Annotated in this window: 10 protein-coding genes, 3 tRNA genes and 1 other RNA gene; 8 read left to right on the forward strand and 6 right to left on the reverse strand. The window is 62.9% G+C overall.

Annotation, left to right across the window (positions count from 1 at the left end):
• The first annotated feature begins 38 nt into the window (after positions 1-38).
• Positions 39-2,645 carry a PPC domain-containing protein gene (locus tag ACOQPD_RS10375; protein WP_420611885.1) on the forward strand — a complete coding sequence of 869 codons (2,607 nt, stop codon included), beginning with the start codon at positions 39-41 and terminating at the stop codon, positions 2,643-2,645.
• An 842-nt stretch (positions 2,646-3,487) separates the two neighbouring features.
• Here the strand turns inward: ACOQPD_RS10375 and ACOQPD_RS10380 are convergent.
• On the reverse strand, positions 3,488-5,158 hold the full coding sequence (locus ACOQPD_RS10380) for an S-layer homology domain-containing protein (RefSeq protein ID WP_420611886.1): 1,671 nt from the start codon (positions 5,156-5,158) through the stop codon (positions 3,488-3,490).
• A gap of 692 nt (positions 5,159-5,850) precedes the next feature.
• Positions 5,851-5,940 (reverse strand) — tRNA-Ser (locus ACOQPD_RS10385).
• 71 nt (positions 5,941-6,011) lie between these two features.
• Between ACOQPD_RS10385 and ffs the strand changes: the two genes are divergently transcribed.
• The 4 genes from ffs to ACOQPD_RS10405 all read left to right on the forward strand — a co-directional run bounded on the left by ffs (position 6,012) and on the right by ACOQPD_RS10405 (position 8,524).
• Positions 6,012-6,281, forward strand: an RNA gene (ffs, locus tag ACOQPD_RS10390) — signal recognition particle sRNA large type.
• A gap of 36 nt (positions 6,282-6,317) precedes the next feature.
• Complete coding sequence (locus tag ACOQPD_RS10395; protein WP_420611887.1) at positions 6,318-6,836, forward strand: nucleoside deaminase; 519 nt, start codon at positions 6,318-6,320, stop codon at positions 6,834-6,836.
• A 39-nt stretch (positions 6,837-6,875) separates the two neighbouring features.
• Positions 6,876-6,965, forward strand: a tRNA-Ser gene (locus ACOQPD_RS10400).
• A gap of 143 nt (positions 6,966-7,108) precedes the next feature.
• Complete coding sequence (locus ACOQPD_RS10405) at positions 7,109-8,524, forward strand: ATP-binding protein (RefSeq protein ID WP_420611888.1); 1,416 nt, start codon at positions 7,109-7,111, stop codon at positions 8,522-8,524.
• A gap of 108 nt (positions 8,525-8,632) precedes the next feature.
• On the opposite strand, the gene ACOQPD_RS10410 is transcribed toward ACOQPD_RS10405, so the two are convergent.
• Positions 8,633-9,622, reverse strand: a complete 990-nt coding sequence (locus ACOQPD_RS10410; protein ID WP_420611889.1) for a phytanoyl-CoA dioxygenase family protein — start codon at positions 9,620-9,622, stop codon at positions 8,633-8,635.
• 92 nt (positions 9,623-9,714) lie between these two features.
• Complete coding sequence (locus tag ACOQPD_RS10415; RefSeq protein ID WP_420611890.1) at positions 9,715-10,041, reverse strand: TIGR03618 family F420-dependent PPOX class oxidoreductase; 327 nt, start codon at positions 10,039-10,041, stop codon at positions 9,715-9,717.
• A 182-nt stretch (positions 10,042-10,223) separates the two neighbouring features.
• Between ACOQPD_RS10415 and ACOQPD_RS10420 the strand changes: the two genes are divergently transcribed.
• The 3 genes from ACOQPD_RS10420 (at position 10,224) to ACOQPD_RS10430 (ending at position 13,165) form a co-directional block, all read left to right on the forward strand.
• Positions 10,224-10,312, forward strand: a tRNA-Ser gene (locus tag ACOQPD_RS10420).
• 391 nt (positions 10,313-10,703) lie between these two features.
• Positions 10,704-11,681, forward strand: coding sequence for a DNA-methyltransferase (locus ACOQPD_RS10425; RefSeq protein ID WP_420611891.1), 978 nt, complete (start codon positions 10,704-10,706; stop codon positions 11,679-11,681).
• A gap of 83 nt (positions 11,682-11,764) precedes the next feature.
• The gene (locus ACOQPD_RS10430) at positions 11,765-13,165 is read left to right on the forward strand and encodes a restriction endonuclease (protein WP_420611892.1); all 1,401 of its coding nucleotides are present in this window, start codon (positions 11,765-11,767) and stop codon (positions 13,163-13,165) included.
• 137 nt (positions 13,166-13,302) lie between these two features.
• On the opposite strand, the gene ACOQPD_RS10435 is transcribed toward ACOQPD_RS10430, so the two are convergent.
• Both ACOQPD_RS10435 and ACOQPD_RS10440 read right to left on the reverse strand, forming a co-directional pair.
• Complete coding sequence (locus ACOQPD_RS10435) at positions 13,303-15,549, reverse strand: hypothetical protein (protein WP_420611893.1); 2,247 nt, start codon at positions 15,547-15,549, stop codon at positions 13,303-13,305.
• A gap of 1,877 nt (positions 15,550-17,426) precedes the next feature.
• Entirely contained in the window at positions 17,427-18,674 is a 1,248-nt protein-coding gene (locus ACOQPD_RS10440) for an ATP-binding protein (RefSeq protein ID WP_420611894.1), read from the reverse strand.
• Positions 18,675-20,158: the final 1,484 nt, after the last annotated feature.

Genomic DNA, 20,158 nt, shown 5'->3' on the forward strand with positions numbered 1-20,158 from the left:
CCTCTTCTACAGTCGCAGAGACCGGTACGGCCGCGTCTGTGGCCACGACCACAACGAAGACCGCGTCGACGACCACCTCCACCCAGACGACCACCCCCGCGGGATCCACGTCTACGACATCCGAGCCGGCGGGCGCCGCAGCCGGCGCCGATATCAGCCTGGATGCAGGCACCGTCTGGGCCGATGTGTTCAGTACTTTCACCGTCTCGGAGCATTCGTGTATCCGCGATGCTGTGGATGAAGAGTTGCTGGAGTCGGTGCTGGACCGGCTTGTCCTGGAGTCCTCCGACGCCCCCGAGGACTGGGCGGTCTCGATATTCTCCTGCCTCGCTCCCGAAACTGCTAGGGCCTTGTTCCTCTCCTTGATGATCGCCGGGATGGAAGGCGACGAGGAACTGGATATGGAACTGACCGAGGAGGAGTTGTCCTGCTTGCGGGAATGGGTGGCGGGTGTCGATGTGGCCGCCGCGGTCGGGGCGCTCGCGGATGAGGACCCTGTGGTAACCGGGGAGCTGACTTCCGGCATGTTTTCCTGCCTAAATGACCTGCTCTTCTCGGTGATGTTGGAGGAGATGGGTGTCGAGTTCGGTGAGTTGGGTGAGGACGAAGTCTCCTGCCTGCGTGAGTGGGTGGCCGGTTTCGACATGGGTTCTATGGTTGCCGGGTTTGAGGACGAAGACCCGACGGTGCTCGGCGAGTTGGTGCAGGGGTTATTGGGCTGCGTTCCTGACGTGTTCCTCTCTGTGATGTTGGAGGAGATGGGCGTGGAGTTCCGTGAGTTGGGTGAGGACGAGGCGTCTTGTTTGCGTGAGTGGGTGGCCGGTGCCGATTTCATGGGGCTGCTCGTCGGCGACCCCGATGCCGCCTTTGCCTTCCTCCCGGCACTGCTCGAGTGCGTTCCCGACCTGCTGGACGCACCCCCCGACCCGGGTACGTCCTTCACTATGGCTCTCGAGGAGGCCACTGCTGTCGCGATCGATGAGGAGGTCCTGGGTGAACTGGACGAGCCGGGTGATTTTGACCTGTTCGTGTTCGAGGCTACCGAAGGCGAGCTGTACCAGGTAGATGTGACCCTGGGAACGTTGGATGACTCCGTGGCAGCGCTGTACGACGCCGACGAGACGGAGTTGGCTTCCAATGACGACTACGAGGGTTCGCCGGCTTCTCGGATTGTGTGGGTGGCTCCTGGTTCGGGGAGCTACTACGTCAAGGTTGCCGCATGGGGAAGCGGTACGGGTTCTTACACGCTGACCGTTGTTGCCTTCGAGATCGTCGACGATCACGCTAACGCGGTCGGTGATGCCACGTTGCCCACGTCGGTGACGGTCGGTGAGGTTGTTCTTGGTGTGGTGGATTACCCCGGTGATACCGACTTGTTCGTGTTCGAGGCCACCGAAGGCGAGCTGTATCAGTTAGATGTGACCCTGGGAACGTTGGATGACTCTGTGGCAGCGCTGTACGACCCCGACGAGTGGGGATTGGCTTCCAATGACGACTACGGGGACTCGTCGGCTTCTCGGATCGTGTGGGAGGCCCTTAGCTCGGGGAGCTACTACATCCATGTCTTCGCGTGGGGTGACGGTACGGGTTCGTACACGGTGACCGTTGTTGCCTCCGATATCGTCGACGATCACGCCAATGGGGTTGGTGATGCCACGTCGGTGGCGGCCGGTGGGGCAGCTCTTGGTGTGGTGGATTACCCCGGCGATGTCGACATGTTCGTGTTCGAGGCTACCGAAGGCGAGTTGTATCAGATAGACGTCGCCCTAGGCACGTTGCCGGACTCCGAGGTGTCGCTGCTCGACCCCGACGAGTTGGAACTGGCTTCCAATGACGACTACGAGGACTCCTCGGCTTCTCGACTTTTCTGGGAGGCCCCGAGCTCGGGGAGCTATTACATCAAGGTATTGTCGGCGTGGGGTGACGGTACGGGTTCTTACACGCTGACCGTTGTTGTCTCCGATATCGTCGACGACCACGCTGACGAGGTCGGTGGTGCCACGTCGGTGATGGCCGGTGAGATTGTTCCCGGTGGTGTGGACTACCCGGGTGATGTCGACTTGTTCGTGTTCGAGGCTACCGAAGGCGAGTTGTATCAGATAGATGTCGCCCTAGGCACGCTGGATGACTCTGTGGCAGTGCTATACGACCCCGACGAGTGGGAACTGGCTTACAACGACGACCATGAGGGTTCGCTGGCTTCTCGGATCGTGTGGGAGGCTCCTGATTCGGGGAGTTACTACATCGAGGTCTCTTCATGGGGTGATACGGGCTCGTACACGGTGACCGTTGTTGTGTCCGATATCGTCGACGATCACGCCGATGGAGTCGATGATGCTACGTCGGTGGCGGCCGGTGGGGCAGCTCTTGGTGTGGTGGATTACCCCGGCGATGTCGACTTGTTCGTGTTCGAGGCCGTGGAGGGCGAGCTGTATCAGATCGATGCGGCCCTAGGCACATTGGCTGACTCGGTGCTGGTGCTGTACGACGCCGACGAGACGCAGTTGGCCTCCAACGACGACTACGAGGACTCGTCAGCTTCTCGGATTGTGTGGGAGGCCCCTAGTTCGGGGAGCTACTACATAGCGGCCTCCGCATGGGGTGACGGTACGGGTTCTTACACGCTGACCATCATCGTTCGATAGAGCTGTATCGGAGGATGCGGCACATCACACGGCCTAGCACCAAAGCCGGTCACCATCAGTTGGCGACCTGTCCTTTCGGGGCCCCACCTCGCCCTTGGCGTCCACTGGCGCTTCGGTAACGCTCTCTGCCATTACCGCAATCTCCCGCTGACTTCGACCCTGGCTCACCAGCACGACGACCGAACCGGAAGGCAGCTAACCCATACGCGCCGGAACCCGGCCGATCCAGGTGGCCGGGTTCCGGGTGGGCAGTGTTCCCGCAGTGCTACCCGAAACGGTGGCAGCTGATCGGGTGGAGCATCGGCTGTTCAGCCTCCCGTGAGGGAGAACACGATCAATGCAGCGATCGCGAACGCGAATGCCAGAACAATAGCCTTGGGCGACGGCTTATCCGCCATCTGTCACACCCCTTCCAGTGGCTGACTCCGACCCCATACTACTGCACCCGGATCGTCCCCTCCCGGTGGCGTAAAGCGGCCGGCGGTTCATACAATGCCGCAACCCGACAACACAATCGACTCCACATCACCCCCGTACCCCACCTACCGAACAGCCTCCAACGCCCTCCACCAACTCGCCATGCTCAGCACAGCCACCACCGACTACCCCATCGGGCACAAGACCACCATCGAACCCACCTCAACCACCTGCCCCTGCCCCCTAGCCGGATGGCCGTGCCGCCACAACCAGGTCAAACCACCCGAAGCAAATCCCCCCAACCGCGGCCGCGGGATAAGCCTATGACACACTGGTTCCTAAGCATCGAGAGTAACCACAGCAGTAGGTTCCATCTCCTACAGGGCACGGTACGCCTCAAGGACGGTTCCCGATCGAGGGGACACCTATGTGACTATGAGCACGCGGGCCAGGAACGACGCCATCTGGTCGCGGGTGACCTCGTGGTCGGGGCAGTAGGACGGTGGGTCGGTTTTGCAGCCCTTGGTCACTCCCACAGCCGCCAGCCCCTCGACGGCACCCGCGTACCATGCATCCGCCGAGACATCCGTAAAGATCCCCTGCGGTTCGACCTCGGTGATCGACTCGAACGCCCCGGCCATCCACACTGCCATCTCAAGTCGGGTCAGCGGATCCGAGGGACGGAACGGGTCACCGGCTTCGTCCGGGAACACACCCAGATCGGCGAGAGCCTCGACATGCCCCAGATACCACGCACCGTCGGGAATGTCGGAGAACCGGCTGACAGCCGCCGTGCCGTCTCCCGACTCGCCCAGGGCCCGGCCCAGGAAAACGGACATCTCCGCACGGGTCACCGGCCGTGAAGGGCAGTACCGGTCGTTATCCGGCGGGTTGCATCCCAGGGTGATTCCCAATGCTGCGATTATCTCGATGTTCTCCTCGTGGGTGTTCCCGTCGTCGTCCACGAAACGGTTGTCGCTCTCTTCCACCGCCGGGCTGACTTCCACCAAGAAGCTATCCCCCACGCGCCTCACGATGTTCACCGCCATCCCTTCCCAGGTGTAGCCTGCACCGACATCGGCGAAGAGTTGGGTAGGCCTCTCAGTACCGAAACAGGCCAGGTAGTCGGGGTATTGGAAACAATCGTCCGGCTGCTGGTCAACAAGATACGACTCGACACCCTCGACAGGGATGCCACTGTCGTAACCCTTCCGGACCCTTGCTCCGAGTGCCAAGAAACTGCTCCCCTCCGATCGCAGCACCAGCATCTGGGTGCCCTCTTCCCCGATCGGATGCAGGCGGTACACGGCTCTCCCACCGGCGTGTATCCGGACCTGTTCGGGGTCGATCCAACCCGCTGCGTACCTGTTGATCGCGATGGTGCCGACCTGAAGACCGGCTGCTGCATCATTGTTGCTCATGACATCCATCGGGTTGTCGTACGCGCTGGTCCGAAAAGAGTGGGGGAAACCGATACCGTGTCCCATCTCATGGGCTACGGTCGAGATCTTCGGCAACGGGCCCAGAACGAAGTTGGTCGGCGGTAGGCTGCCCGGTTCCGCCAGTACCTGACCCCCCAACATCACGTCACGAGGGTTCGAAGGATACGTCGGCGACCCCCAGATCTTCACCTCGACCGGCGACGGGAACCCGTACGCCCCGAAACTGCCGAAGCTCGCGGTCGTGACCATGTTGACGATAATCAGAGCCCCCTGGGGCCGGTCCTCCTCCGGCAGTTCCATTGAAGCTTCATACACCGGTGTGTTGCATCCGCCCCAGTTGTCGAACGACGACGCCTCAATCACGCCACCCACCCGGAACACCGGCCGGTAGCGGCCTCCGGACAGCCAATCGAAATAGGGTGCGATCTCGTCCTCGAAACGGGCCACTGCCGCCTCCGGCGAGAACTCCAGGGTTCCCTCCGGTACCTCGCAAATCCACACGTCCCACAGGTCGTTCCTGTCCAGGCTGAAAAAGGTCGTGATGTTATACGCGGCGATCAGACCAAGCGGATCGTCGTCATACACACGCTCATCGTCATCCGCTGCCGCCGCCCCGGAGGCGAAGAAGAGAGACAAGACCGTCAGCAGAACCACCAACGATCGGAGCCAGCGTCCCCTGCTATGTCCACCGGGCCCCGAGACCACTGTCACCACTCGCATGGCCCTCACCGCGATCCCCCTTCAGTAGCGCCACCGGCTCCGACAGCCAGGACCAGCCCGGTCCCTCGGGCCCCAAGCCAACCACGTGTACGAGTCAAATAGGTTAGCCTGGGCTTGCCGGTTGCCGCCCTGGTTGAGACGATGCTGGATGGCCTGGCCTGATGACGCCTAGACGGGACTGGTGGCGGACAGCGCTACGAAGGACTTCTCCGATTTCATCCGCTCGGGGTTGTCGCCGGCTGCGACCAGCAAGGCTGGCTGTGTCAGGGCCGACGCCTCCGGCTGCTAACAGAGCCGGGTTAGCTTGCGCGCAGAGACGACGGAGCTCGACATCGAATCCGTCTATTCCTGTGTCCAGGGACCGGTATCGGCGGGCCAGGCGCCGCCGGCACGCTTCGCATATCCGCCCACGACTTCGACCGGCCCAGCCGGACACCCCACGCATAGCTGCCACTGCATAACCAAATCGCGGATGTCGTCGTCGCTACCGGACGCGACTACCTACCGGACGCCGCGCCGACTTGACCCGATCGCCCATAGAGGCACAGCTAAAACACCGAAGTACAGCAAAAGTGATAACAATAGGACCATCTAGCTATTTACCAGGCACAATACACAATCTTAGGCGGAGGGAGTGGGATTCGAACCCACGAGGCGCGGTACGCGCCAACACGCTTTCCAGGCGTGCGCACTAGGCCAGACTATGCGATCCCTCCCAGGGCCGACCGATTCTAGGAGGTCCGGCGCTGTCGGGAACATGAGGTACCGGGGCTAGACTCCCCGGACGCCGTGCTACGCGGGACGCTAGGGGTGTCCTGTAGCCCGAAACCCTCTACAGGCGGGGCGGAATGCCCGCCGAAGGGTGTTGAGATGGCGGGGTTTTCGGCCGGCACGTGGTGTGGAAGGCCGGGTCCTACGCAGCGGAACCTTCGTGAACCGGGTCAGGTCCGGGAGGAAGCAGCCCTAAGCGGGCGGTTCCGGGTGCCGTGGGAGTGCCGGGCTGGAGCCGGCGACCGGTTGAGGCCTCGGGATCTGCATTCGACGGCGGGCTGCACGGCTCTGTCTGCCCGCTTGGCTTCACCGGAGCTGTCATATGTCTTCCTGGATTCCTTGGATGGAGGCGGCTCTGGCCGAGGCCGGTCGGGCCCCCGGCCATGGTGACGTACCGGTGGGCGCCGTCCTGGTCGACCCGGACGGGCAGCCCGCGGCGATGGACCGCAACCGCCGCGAGGAGCTTCGAGATCCCACCGCCCACGCGGAGGTGCTGGTCCTGTCGGCCGCCGCCCGGCGCGCCGGGAAGTGGCGGTTGGACGGGCACACGCTGGTGGTCACGCTGGAGCCCTGCGCCATGTGCGCCGGGGCTGCTGTGGCGGCCCGGCTGGAGCGGATCGTCTACGGAGCGCCCGACCTCAAGGCAGGAGCGGCCTGGAGCCTCTACAACATCCCGCAGGACCGGCGACTGAACCACCGGATGGATCTGGTGGCAGGGGTCCTGGAGGAAGAGTGCGCCTCCTTGCTCGCCGACTTCTTCGGACAACTCCGGTCGCGGCCCCCGGAACGCAACGACCGGTCGGCACCTACCCCGGCCCCGGAGCGGCCAGGGCTTCGTTAGGGACGAACCTCGCCAGGCGGGTACAATCCAAGGCTCTCCGGAGGGGTCGCATAGTCTGGCCTAGTGCGCGGCACTCGAAATGCCGTAGGGGGTTGCTCCTCCTCGTGGGTTCGAATCCCACCCCCTCCGCCCAGGGCCGAAGAGCGTCTACCAGCCGCAGTTTTCTGCGTGTTTCGGGCCATCACACACAGTCCTGCGCCGTGCTCGTATGGACCTAGACGGCTCCCGCAAGGGCCTGGTCTCATCTACTCTAATATTGTTATAGTAGTGGAATGTCTACTGCCACGATGGATGAGGCGCTGGCCCAGTCACCGGATAGGCGCGGTGACGCGCTGCTAGGCCTGGCCGAGGACCAATGGTTCGACCGGAAGAGTGCCCGTGTCAAGCCCTGGAAACTGGCCGAGGCGCTGGTCGGATTCGCCAACGCCGAAGGCGGCGCTGTTGTCGTGGGGCTGTCCGAGGGCCGGGTAGAGGGGATCGACTCCACCGGACCGGAGCACCTCTCTGCCCTTCAGCAGGCCGCATTCGACTTCACCCGTCCCGCAGTTAGATGCGAGACCAGGCTTGAAGAGTGCCGCAACGCTGCCGGTAGGGCGGACCGGCTGCTGGTTATCACCGTGGCTTCCTCCGAACAGGTCCACGCCGACCATCGGGATCAGGTGTTCCTGCGCGTAGGTGACGAGACCCCTAGGCTCGACTTCTTCCAGCGCCAGAACCTCCTCTACGACAAGGGCCAGGCCTCATACGAGGTCACGCCCGTGCGGGACGTCCGCTTAGAGGACCTCGACACGGATCTGCTCGCGGAATACGCCCGAGCTGTATCCCACCCGGATCCGCTGCGACTGCTCAAGGCTCGCAATCTCATAACCGGTGGCGGGGAAATCACCACGGCCGCCGTCCTGCTGTTCGGAACGAATCCCCAGCGATGGTTCCCCGAGGCTCGCGTCCGCGTCCTGCGGTACCAGGGCACCGAGCGCGGCACCGGAGTTCGCCAGCGTCTAATAGACGATATCGTTGTCGAAGGACCCATTCCCCACCAACTTGCAAGGGCTCGCCAGACCATCCTCGACCGCATGCCCTCCCGCCGAGCTCTCGTCCAGGGACGCTTCGAGCAGGTGCTGCTGGTTCCCGAAGACGCGTGGCTCGAGGGCCTCGTCAACGCGGTTGTACATCGGTCGTACAACATCGGTAGCGACCACATCCGAGTCGAGATTCTCGACGACCGGATCGAGATCGAGAGCCCAGGACGGTTTCCCGGCATCGTGAGTCCGAACCGACCTCGTAACGTCACCCGCTTCGCCCGTAATCCCAGAATCACACGTGTCTGTGCCGACCTTCGCTTCGGCCAGGAGTCGGGCGAGGGCATCCGGCGGATATTCGAGGAAATGCGCCTCGCCGGGCTCTCAGATCCGGTCTACACGCAGACGGCGGGCAGCGTGCGTCTGCAGCTCTCATACCGACCGGCAGACCGAGAACTCGAACAGCGGCTGCCGCCGGGGGCTCGGGATGTCCTGCGCGCCATCAATGAGGCGGGCCGCCTCAGCACCGGCGACACGATGCGCATCACCCGCCAGGCGCGCCCCACGGTGCTCCGGCATCTCCGGGCGCTCGAGGCCGAGGGCTTGATCGAGTGGGTAGGACAATCGGCAAAGGACCCGCGGGCCTACTGGACCCGTAGGGTCGAATAACTCTAACGAAATTACACCGCCATACTTCCCAAGTCTGCTGGGGACGAGACTCGGCTAGTGACCCGCCCAGTACGGCCGGCACCATGGCATAGCACCGGACGGAGCGAGTCAGGCGCAGATCGGCAGGCGGGCGTTGGCGTCCCATCGGGTGTTGAACTGCCACCGGACCTCTCCGCTGACGATGCGGTCCCGGGCCTGCCACCACAGGTTCGCCCACTCGCCGGGGTCGGTGAGGGCCTGTTCGGGGTGGGCCTCGCTGCGGGCTACGAAGCCGGGAAAGACCGAGCGGCCGGTGGGTTGGCCGATCGGTTGGTAGCGGAGGTCGAAGCTCCAGCGGATGCTCTCGCTGTGGTTGCTCAACGAGGCGTGCTCGGTCAGCTTGTGGAGCAGCACCACCCCTCCTGCTCCCACCTCCAAAGGAACCACCCGCTCCCGGTCGATGATCCCCTCGGGGATGTAGGTGGTGGCGGAGGCGGCGGTCCCAGGACAATGCATGGTCAGGTCCTCCCGGTGGCTTCCACGCTCCACGATCAGGCACCCGTTCTCGACGGTGGCGTCGGTTACGGCGACCCAGACAGTGAGCATGTCGGTCCCGTCGGCCTCGGGGTTGATGACCCCGTTGTCCTGGTGCCATGTCGTGGCGGCGATGTTGGAGTCGGTGACGGTGTCGGGCAGGTAGCGGGCGGGCGGCTTGATCCGGGTGTGCTGGACCGGGTTGGAGTAGATCTCGGGTCCGATGACCGATTCGGCGATGTCGAGCAGGCGCGGGTTGGTGAGGAGATGGAACACCGCCGGTCCCGTGTTCATCGTGTGGCTGTGGTCGAGTTCCTTGACCATCGGCAGGCAGATGTCGAGGTGCTGGTAGAGCGTGTACATGTCGTCGATGTGCTGCATCGCCTCGACGTAGCGTTCCGAGAAGCTCTTGCCCCGAGGCGGCGGGATCCGTCCCTTCGACACGAGGCCGGCGGTCACCCGGTCGAGGATATCCCGGTACTCGTCCTCGATCCCCGCCAGATCGTCGGCGGAGAGGACGTCTTCGACCACCAGGTACCCGTCCTCGCGGAACGCGGCCAACTGATCCACGGTGAGCCCGGCCATCGTCACCCCCAATGCGTCAGCTGATAGGAGGCTATACAGGGTTCGGGCCGATCGCAGCCGATTCGTGCCGGCGCCGTGTCCCGGGAAGTGGCCTACCCGAACCTGGTCGGCCCGGCTCGACGAGGCATGATGCGGATGAGAACGCGGCCCTCCTCCCGCATGGCGGCGCGGTACTCGTCCCAATCGGGATGCTCCCCTGAGAGCTGCCGGTAGTACTCGACGAGAGGCTCCATCGCCTCGGGCAGCAGGACGACCTCGGCGTCCCCGTCGATCTGAACCCATTCGCCGTAGAAGCCGTCGGTGAACATGCAGAGAGCGGCCCTCGGATCGCGCATCAGGTTCCTGACCTTGAAGGCGGTCTCCCTGCTCGACACCACTACGTGGCCGTCGGAGTCGACCCCGGCAATGATCAAAGACATCTGTGGCCCGCCGTCGGACCGGTAGGTCAGCAGGATGCCGCCGGTGGTTGGCCGCGACGAACTCGCGGGCTTGGTCGATGTCCATCGAGGACACCCTACCCATGAGCGACGCAGCACGTGTCAGCTGCCCGGCGAACCCGCGGGGTGTTGAAAGGCCGGTGGAGCAACCTACGATATGGCAGGGAGGGATGGCCGAGCGGACGAAGGCGCCGGTCTTGAAAACCGGTGGGCCCGGCGACGGGTCTCGTGGGTTCGAATCCCACTCCCTCCGCCTTTGGGTAAACATATGCCCAGCTAGATTGCCCATTGGGATAGTTGGTTATCACTTTTCCTGTCACTTCGTGTTCCGACGGGTGGGTTCGGGTTCCGCAACTTTGCGAACTTCCGAATCCGGGCACTCCTGCATGCGGGGAAACACGGATACCTAAGCTGCTGGGTCGGGAAGTATCGGCCGGGGGGGCAGCGACTATCCCGTACGACATCGGGTCCGCTGGCTCGCCACGCCATCTGATCTACTTACACCTATGTGTTTCCGATGGTAGGGTAATGCTGCGGCAACGGTTTTGTCGTAGGCAGCCGGTAGCTTGAGGACTATGCACCGAGTATCGCAATCCGACGAGAGTCGCTCGCCCTCGGAGTACTTCAGCACCGATCTTGGTCGGATGGTTGTAGGCGACTCCATCCTGGTGCTGGAGGATCTCCCTGCTTCGTCTGTGGATCTCATCGTCACCAGTCCACCTTTCGCGCTCGTGCGCAAGAAAGACTATGGGAATGCAGACGCGGATCGGTACCTGGACTGGTTCCGCCCGTTCGCGGAACAATCCCGACGAGTGCTGAAGGACTCCGGGAGTCTGGTGATCGACATCGGCGGGGCGTGGATCCCGGGTTCGCCTACCCGGAGCCTCTACCACTTCAAACTGGTCATCATGCTCGTCGAGGAGATCGGTCTGCACTTGGCCCAGGAGCTTTTCTGGTGGAACCCTTCTAAGCTCCCCTCTCCTGCAGAGTGGGTCACGGTCCGACGGGTTCGCGTGAAGGACGCGGTCAATACTGTCTGGTGGCTCTCCAAGACCCCCTGGCCCAAAGCCGATAATCGCCGGGTCCTCCAGCCCTACAGCGATGCGATGAAGTCGCTGCTCCGTAACGGCTACCGCTCGATGAAACGCCCGTCGGGTCATGACATCAGCCACAACTTCGCCAAGAACAACGGGGCGTCGATTCCTCCCAACCTGATCGCGCTTCCTAACACCGAGAGCAACAGTCGATACTTGCGTTATTGCCAGGAGGAAGGCATCGCACCACATCCGGCCCGGTTCCCGGCGGACCTGCCTCAGTACTTCATTCGTATGCTCACTGACGAGGGCGACTTTGTGGTTGATCCCTTCGCTGGTAGTTGTGTGACCGGCGAGGTGTGCGAGCGGCTATCGCGGCGCTGGCTCTGTGTAGAGCTGGAGAGGGATTACCTCCGGGGGGCTCTAGGCCGCTTCGACGAAGCCGAAATCAACGGACAAAGGCCCGTCGCCAAGGACTGGTACCGCGTGCCGCGGCCCGGTCTTCTATGGGATGCATCCTCCACTCCTGTCCCACTTGCTGAGGACGGCGGACGCGGGTACCGCTTACGACGGAAGGCGCGGTTCTGACTGTGCGTGCACTGGCACTTGTCACTGGGGGGACCCATCAGAATCCGACGTACTCACTCATCGGTGCGCCCCTAGGCGGATAGGTGGCTCAGCCAAGCGATATACCCGTTGGTTCGCAGTTCACCCCCGACTTGGTCGACCTATCGGCGTTCCTCGATGCCATCATCGCGCACAGTGGCGACAAGCCGGCGATGGAAGAAGCAACAACCCGTGGGCCGGTTCGAATACAGCCCTACAAGAAGCCCCCTACCCGGAGACAGGCATCCTTGCCTCTTGAGGCTGCCCGCCAGTACGGCCTCATCGAGCCCATACCCTCTTGGGAAGCGACCGCTCTCTCCCACACCCTCGCCGCCTTAGAGGGCGATGATCTCCACCGCACGTTCGCTCGGCATATCCTCCTCAACCTCGGTGGTCTCCGGGTGGTCGAGGCAGCCCAACAGATGGTGCACGACGGACTCAAGGTCACCGGCGATTCTCTGGCGGGGTACCTGACCGACCAAGGGTTCCAGGTCGGTATCCACAACACGGCTATCAATAGCCTCCGCAAGTGGCTGGCCGAAGCCGATGTGTTCCCGAAGAGACGGCATCGTGCTTGGGAAGTGGACCCTGCCGCCAAGGAACACTTGGTCGGGATGAGCGACGAGACCGTCGCCGCCCTGGTTGGACTCGGCGAAGAGCAGCAGGCCTTCGTCGAAGCCTTGTGCCGCATAGAGCCCGATGGGCGCTACCCGGCCGCCGATGTGCGGGACCTGACCGAAAGCATCATGGGCAGACGGGTCGATAGGGCCAACATGCCCAAGACTTTCCTCGAACCACTACAGGAGGCGGGGCTCATCGAATTCACGACCCGCGGTACATCCGGAGGCAAGACCTCGCATCTCCGAACGACCGACCGCTTCGACGCAGAGGTGCTCAGACCCTTTATCGCCCGCACCATCAAACACCTAGACCCATCCCTCATCGCCTACTACCGACGCCGACCCACGAACATCCGAGCCGACCTGACATCCAAAGATAGGAACATCAAGGGTGAAGCGCTCGAAGCCTTGGCCATCTGGGTGATGCGACTGCTCGGCCTGCGCTTCGTCGCCTGGAGAAAGCGGGCCGCTGACGAAACAGCGCACGCTGAAGTCGATGTGCTACTGGCTGGAACCTTGGGGAACGTTCCGACTCGCTGGCAGGTCCAATGCAAAAACACACCGTCAGGCCGCGTCAGTCTGGAGGACATCGCGAAAGAAATCGGCATTTCCCTCGTCACAAAGGCAACGATCGTGTTGATCTTCGCCAACTGCCCGGTAACCACGCATGCACGTAACTACGCGCAAGAAGTGATGAAACACAGCGCACTGACCGTGATGATCCTCGATCACGATGATCTCAACGAGATCATCGACTCACCCGGCCGGATAGCAACAATCCTGAGGCGCGAGGCACACAAGATTACCAACATCTCACGTTACGGGGCTGACTGGCTAGCCCGATGAGGCTTGCCGGGAAGTGTACCCACCACACCGACCACAGCGCCCAATCCCACGAAATCGCGCAGCCTCAACTTTTTCGACGAGGTCAACAGCCCGGACTGGGTGGACCCCACCTGCGCACAGGCGGTCACAGGAATGTGCTATCCGGGTTTGGTGACGTTCATTACCTTCACCGCGATCCGGTGTCTGTCATCGTCTGGCAGCTGACCTTCGAGGATGCGGTGTAGCTCGGCGTCGGTTCGGAGGGGTCGGGTGGGAAGCCGCCCCTGTCTGTCATAACAGAACCGGAGCACCAGGTAGATACCGTATCCGCTTGTCGTAGGATCGGTGGTGTAAAGCCGGAGCTGGCCGGCCACGGCGGTAAGCAGGTCGCGATTCGTGTCCTTCTTGATCTCGATAGGGACGTTGAATCCCCGGTACGCAACGCGGATGTCGGCCCGCTTGTCCGAGGCGTAGCGCCCTTCCGGAACCGCGTCCACACCGGTGGGTAGGCGGTTGTTGATTTCGCGCAGAAGGACGTCGCGACAGGAGTTCTCTGGCTTGGGCTTGACGGGCCGGCCGTAAGAGTCCTCGTTCCAGAAGGCTCGCCATAGATTGGAGCTGTCGCCCCGTACGAAGCCTGCTATGTCGCTGAGTAGATCGGTCAGGAGCGCCCATAGGTCGGCCGGGTTGGCCGGTTCCAGGTTATTTAGGGTCTGTTGAACCTGGTCTGGGTCAGCGTGCTGGTAGGAGGCGTTACCGGCGACCACTCGCTGGGTTTCTCGAGCCCTTACTAGGTGTCGCCGCCATTTCTCCAACAGGGCCTCGCGCTCCAGGCGTTCCAGGCCCTCTTTGGCCGCCGGGTCCGGTCGGGCACCGAGCATGCTGATCCACGACGAGATCAGGAACGATGGATGTACCTCCGATGTGTCGAGGTCGTCCACAAGAGGCCCATAGGACCGACCCAGCAGATTGATCAGGCCGGTTAGCATCTCAGAGTCCCATCCGGCGCCGAGCTGCGTGCCGACGCCGGAGACGTCCTCAACCGCCTCGAGTAATCCGGCCAGGTGCCGGACCCGTCTCTCGTTCTCCCTGGCGTAGCGTTCCAGGCCACGGGCTGCCTCTCCCCCGCCTGACAGCATGGCCGCGACCGTCATCCATCTCACCCTCTGGGCCACGTCCAGGCTGCGGAGGCTCAGTTTGCGGCTGGCCAACGGTTCGAGGGCGTCGCGGGTGCCGGAGGTGATGGCGAGGGCGAGCAGGTGGTCGAAGGCGGCGAGTTGTTTCGCCGGTATCCGGGTGGGGAAGGCTTCGAGCACCGTCCGCCTGGCCTGGAACACCCGGCCCTTATGGTCCTTGATCCCGCCGAGGTGGTAGAGGCCGGGGATCACGCTGTCGCCGTTGCGGATACCAGCAATGGCGCAGCGGGTGAGGACTTCGAAGACCAGGTCGGGGTCGTCTTTCAGCCAATGGCTCAGATAGGACGATTCCGAGGCGCCGGGGATCATCGGAGAGGTGAACGCGAGCGCGAGGGCGCGGCGCCGTCGGTCGGCATCGACCCGGCCGAGACCTTCGGAGTCCCCACCCAGACGCGTTAGGCTCACCGCCACCGGCCAGGCCAGGTAGGGTCGCCGGGTCTGGGAATGCCATGAGATGGTCTGGCTCACGCTCGGAAGGTCGTCTCGCCAGATCGCCCTTTCCAGCGCGGACGTCACCATCTCTACCAGTTCGGGGTCGCCTCCTATGAACTTGGCCACACGATCAGTCGGTGTGCTTGCCCCCAATCCGCTTACAAGGCCAAGGTAGACCTGTGCCAAGACATCAAGGTTGTTCAGGGGCAGCCGGTTGTCGGCTAGCTCGGAACGGTGGGCGCGCAGGTGCTGATCCCATTCCTGCTGCTGTTTTCTCTGCTTCTCGGCGTATTGGCTGATCTTGTGCTCGACCCGCGGATCTCGTTGGTAAGAACGGGTTCTTGACCGCTGCTTCGCCAGATCATCGAATCGGCGAAGCAGGTCCGGTTGCTCGACCAAGCGATCTCTGATCGCGTCCGGTTCCAGCCCGATACTGATGCTCGGCTGGTCCAGGGAGAAAGAGACTTCATCCACCAGAACCGCAGCCAGTTCCGGCTCGGTCGGGGCCACGGCAAGGGCTTGGCCGAGACACCAGCGTCCAAAGTCCGCGGGCAACCTGCATCCATGGGTGAGCCACTCGAACTCGAAGTGGCGGCCCGGGACACCGGCGTCTGGGTCTTCGCGAATGGCCTCCATGAACAGCCGGTTCACGATATTGCCGCGGGCATCCAACCATTGTCTGACCGGACGCCAGTCGGGACTGCCATAGGTCTCGTCGGGAGGCCTCACGGCTATCAGCCAGCGGTACAGGCGAGCAAAGTCCGGTTCGTCACTCAAGGTCTCCAAACCTTTCGCCAGGAGCTCTGGCATCAGCTGATCGGCGTGCGCGAAAGCCAAAGCATCGACTACCTCCTGGGAAAACTCGGTCAGGGTGTCCAACAGCTCATGGATCTGCCGGTCCGACGAGACCTCGAACAGAGTCTTGTTCCAGAACCTCCGGAAACGGCCGTAGAAGTTCTTCGGAATCGGAACAGAGTAACGCCAAGTGGTATCCGGTTCGATCACATCTGGATAGAGGGCCGTGAGTAAGGTTCCTCTCAGCTCACCGGACCGATCCGACCCAGCACGATCCAGTTCGTCGAGAAACGCCTTGAGATCCCTACTCTTAACTTGCCCTGGCGGCACGAGCTGGATGTACGCGTCCAGCGCAGCCCGTTGTACCGGCATCGTCCAGGATGACGATCTTGCCATTTCCCATAGACGGGGTATCAGAGGCGCGAGGTCGTTCGCGTGCTCGGGTTCTGTCATCGAGAGCGCTTTCAGAAGGAACTCAGGGAATCTGCTACCTGCTTCATCCGGTTCGAAGCTGTCGAGCATACGCTCCAACACGGGAACCATGTTCGGTGACGCGAGGTGCCTGAACATCCGGTACGTGTCGTCTCGTGCGCGAATCGCCCTGCCATCTCGCGATGCGTGCCCGGACAAGGGGCCCTGTCGGGCGGAGCGCCACAAGGATCGGAGTAGGCGCTCTTTGTCAGGCCTCGTGTATCGGCTGAGGTCCCCGTAGAGGCCAACGCCCACGGGATCGGCGTCGATCAGATAGTGTCGCGCCCGGGGTGAACTCGCGGACAGCCATGCGGATAGCCCTCGCAGCTGGCTCGGTACCTGCCCATTCGCGGGGTTGGTGACAAGGGCTAGGACCCGTGCGGCCGGTAGCGTTCGATCCTCGATCAGCTTGCCCACATATCGGCCAGCCAGGAACTCGGCGATCCAGCGGTGGGCCGGTTGGCGCGAACCGTCTTCGGCTGCGCTGAAGAGCCTCGTGGCAAGGGCTCCGCTAAGGCGTTGACACAGCACCAGGGGCCCCCCATCCAGGTCAGCCAGGGCCAGGATGGAGGATGAGCCGGAGGTGTGAGCCAGGGTAAAGCCCACATTGCCTGACAGAAGGAGCACAGCACAGGCATAACCCGCGGCATCGAGCAACTCGACCGTTGGAAATGACAGTAAGCGAACGCCACGCTGATGCTCGTCGTTCGCCTCTACTGCCAACTGCTTACAGGCGATCTCGAAGGTCTCGTAGCGGCCGTCGGGCCACTCGCTTGCGCCAGAACCTAGGGCGGCTACCAGCAGCCGAAGGGTGAGCGGGTTACCGACCAGCCGGCGAAGGCCCCTACACTCTGCCTCCTCCATGAAGGCCCCACTGTCCGCCGGGATCAGGGAATCGAGAAGCATCCGGGCCGATACTCCGTCCAGTGGGTCAAGGCGCAAGATGGCCAGTTCCTGTTCCGGCGCTACTCGCTCCAGGCTTCGACGGTCGTTTTCTCCGAGCCAGTCGGCTTCCCGGCAGGCTATACGGAATCCCGGGGGACGTAGGCGATCCAGTCGGGACCTTATCTGGTCGAGAGGTGTCCGGGCGTCAGTCAATCCTGCCCGGACCTCGTCGAGGCCGTCTATGAATATGATTCGGTCTTTCCACTCCGGCCGCGCGTCCAGATCGAGCATCATGAAGTCCCGAGCTGTCACGTACTCGGCCTCACTGCCGAGAGCTTCGCTCTCCATCTTGAACAGGGTGGTCTTGCCCATGCCCGGATCGCCCAACAGAACGTAGGCCAGCCGGGATCGGTACGCTTCCAAACCTCTAGGCACACCGGCATCGGGTAAATCCGGCCCGGACCGGTATACCTGCCGGCAGGTTCGGTCCACCACGATCCCGGTCACGACCCGAACCAGTCGTCGGCAGGCCGGGACAGGAACTCCTTGAGGGGAAGCCCCTCGGGCCCGACTATCAGAATCCGATGGGGCCGGAATCGCTCGTCGAAGGCCTCCAAACCCGAATGCCGGTAGGGTGTCCTGCCGGTCTTCACCTCGATTCCGACTACCCGGTGGCCTCTCCTGAGCACGAAGTCCACCTCGCGCCCGGACTCCCGCCAGTACCGGACTTCCGTGCCGGGACCCGATGTGTTTAGAAGATGCGCGCCCACAGCGCTCTCGACGAGCCGCCCCCAGAACGTCCGATCGGATCGAGCTTCGTTGAAACCGTAACCTGATGCGACCGACATCAGCGCTGTGTTCAACACGTTGAGTTTGGGAGTGGACGCCTTCGCCGAGATCGGACGTAGCGTGTGCCTGGGCAGTCCGGTGAGCAGACCCGCGTCGGATAGCAGTTTGAGATACCTAGAAAGGGTGGTGGTGTTGCCGGCATCCTGGAGTTGGCCGAGCATCTTGTTGTATGAAAGGACTTGGCCCGAGTAGAGAGCGCCCATGTCGAAGAGGCGTTTCAGGAGAGCCGGCTTGTCAACTCGCGTCATGGCGAGCACGTCGCGTTCAATCACAGGCTCGATCAAAGCCCCACTGACATATTCCCTCCACCGGTCCCCATCCCTGATAAATGGAGCGGCACCCGGATAGCCACCGAAGTAGACGTACCGATCCAGGTCAAGGCCAAACGCCTCCGACATTTCCCCGGACGACCAATGGTTGAAGCGAACAGGCTCGAAACGGCCCGCCAGGCTCTCGTGCAATCCAGACTGCATCAGGAGCGGGGAGGATCCAAGAATGACCACAAACATGGGCGGCCCTTCGGCGCGAAGCGCGTCCCATAGACCCTTCACCACATCCGACCATCCATCGACCTTCTGGATCTCGTCGAGAACCAGAACGAATCGACCATCCGACTCGGACGCCTGCCGACGCGCCTCCTGCCACACCCGAACCAACCAGCGACCATCCCTCGTTTCGGGCTCAGCCTGGGCCGCAAGACTCTCGGAAGGCCTGAAACGGCCGCCAATCTGTTCAGGCCGATCCACCGCCACGTAGAGGTGTTCGCCCGGCACACGGCGCAAAGCCTGGCGAACCGCAGTCGTCTTCCCAGTCTGCCGAGGTCCGAACACGGCGATGATCCGGTCCGGCACCCCCGAGATCCGGTCGATCAACTCGTGCGCCTGCGGTCGCAAATACTCCATGACCCAACTTTAACGTAGCTCTTGAGTAAAAGTGCACATGGACTACATCACCGTGCCCACACGATCATGACTTGACGTCCTGCCAACCCCGCACGTGGGTTCCCTGCACCGATCCCACCGGATAGGCCGCTAACACAGGCCTCGAACTACCTGACCCCTACTCGGCCGCGAGCATCTCTTGGGGCTCTGACGGCCGAACAGGGCGCCCGTGCGGGCGGATCCCTTTTGGAAGCGCGGCGGTCCCTAACCCGCGCCGAAGCAGAGCCAGGACGCTACCCGGCCGGGATTCCCAGCCCCTTTCCTCGAAGAGAGCATGAGCGGGTCCCGATAGCGCAGAACCGGGGCAGAAGAAGCGGGCACCCTCCAAATCCCCCGAGGGTGAGACCGGGACTACAGCAGGACGCCTGATCCCATCCGTGGATCTGAGGGCCGGGACACATGTCCCCAGGGCAGTACTGATCGAGGGGGACGTATGTCCCAGACCGGGGCCGTCAACTCGGGCTGAACGGACAGTCAAGTTTTCATTAAAATGGGACAAATGTCCCGGACATATGTCCCCGAAGGGTGGGACCTATGTCCCACCAGCAGCTGTCCCCGGCGGTGGGCTTTGCGCCTCCCAGGGGGCAGGCTGGTTCGTTCCGGTCCGTCAGGTCAGGCCCCGATGTTCGGCCCCAACCGGTGGTGGCACACACGCGGCCGAGCAGTTGAACAGTGCCGAGACGCTGTGGGTCAGGGCGCGGGAGCGGTCATCGCCAAGCGGTGGTAGCTGTCGACCGCGTGTCGACACCATCAGCCAGACGGTGGCCGGAGTGGTAGGCCGCTCCGAGTTGTCGATCGCGAAGCTGATCACAGGTGGGGCGGGACAAAAACCGCTGGTAGCTGTCCCATTACCCATCCCCCACCTCCACTGTTCTTTGTTGCCGCCGCCGGCTCATCACTGCCAACTCGACGATCCGCTGTGCGGGTACCGGCCCCTCTCCCCAAGGGGCTATGACCACCGCAAGACCGGGGGCAAGAAGCCCCCTTTCTTCGCCGGTTCAGGAAGACCAGACGCGCCACCATCGAACCCAGGACCACCGGCAGGCGGGCAGACATATGAGGGACTGAACCGGCCTGGCCCTCGCCGGGTCGCCGAGCGAATACACCCTGGGCCGCGAATACCCAGGTCAGAAGGATACGCGACCGCGACACGCGACCGCGATCGGGCAGAAACGCGACCGCGATGCGGCAGATACGCGACCGGGCACCCCTCTCGTCCAGCCGACACCACCGTCCCAGCGGGAAGCATCGGCCAAAAGGAAACGCCGACCTCCTAGAAACGCGCGTTCGGGAGGACACGGATCCGGGCACTGCGGACCAGGGGTGTGAGCCAGTCAGGCGTACAAGGGTGAGCACCGAACACCCGAACTCTTCGGCCAGCGCCACATACGATGCGACACCGGCTCGAAGCTGCCACGCCCTGTCATGAACGGGAACAGCTGCTC

This window comes from Candidatus Spongiisocius sp. (assembly GCF_965221825.1).
Taxonomy (GTDB): Bacteria; Actinomycetota; Acidimicrobiia; order Spongiisociales; family Spongiisociaceae; genus Spongiisocius.

Excerpts from the sequence above, each read along its gene's own strand:
- ACOQPD_RS10395 (WP_420611887.1), top strand. The coding sequence starts at position 6,318 with ATGTCTTCCTGGATTCCTTGGATGGAGGCGGCTCTGGCCGAGGCCGGT.
- ACOQPD_RS10405 (WP_420611888.1), top strand. The coding sequence starts at position 7,109 with ATGTCTACTGCCACGATGGATGAGGCGCTGGCCCAGTCACCGGATAGG.
- ACOQPD_RS10410 (WP_420611889.1), bottom strand. The coding sequence starts at position 9,622 with ATGGCCGGGCTCACCGTGGATCAGTTGGCCGCGTTCCGCGAGGACGGG.
- ACOQPD_RS10415 (WP_420611890.1), bottom strand. The coding sequence starts at position 10,041 with ATGTCTTTGATCATTGCCGGGGTCGACTCCGACGGCCACGTAGTGGTG.
- ACOQPD_RS10425 (WP_420611891.1), top strand. The coding sequence starts at position 10,704 with ATGGTTGTAGGCGACTCCATCCTGGTGCTGGAGGATCTCCCTGCTTCG.
- ACOQPD_RS10440 (WP_420611894.1), bottom strand. The coding sequence starts at position 18,674 with ATGGAGTATTTGCGACCGCAGGCGCACGAGTTGATCGACCGGATCTCG.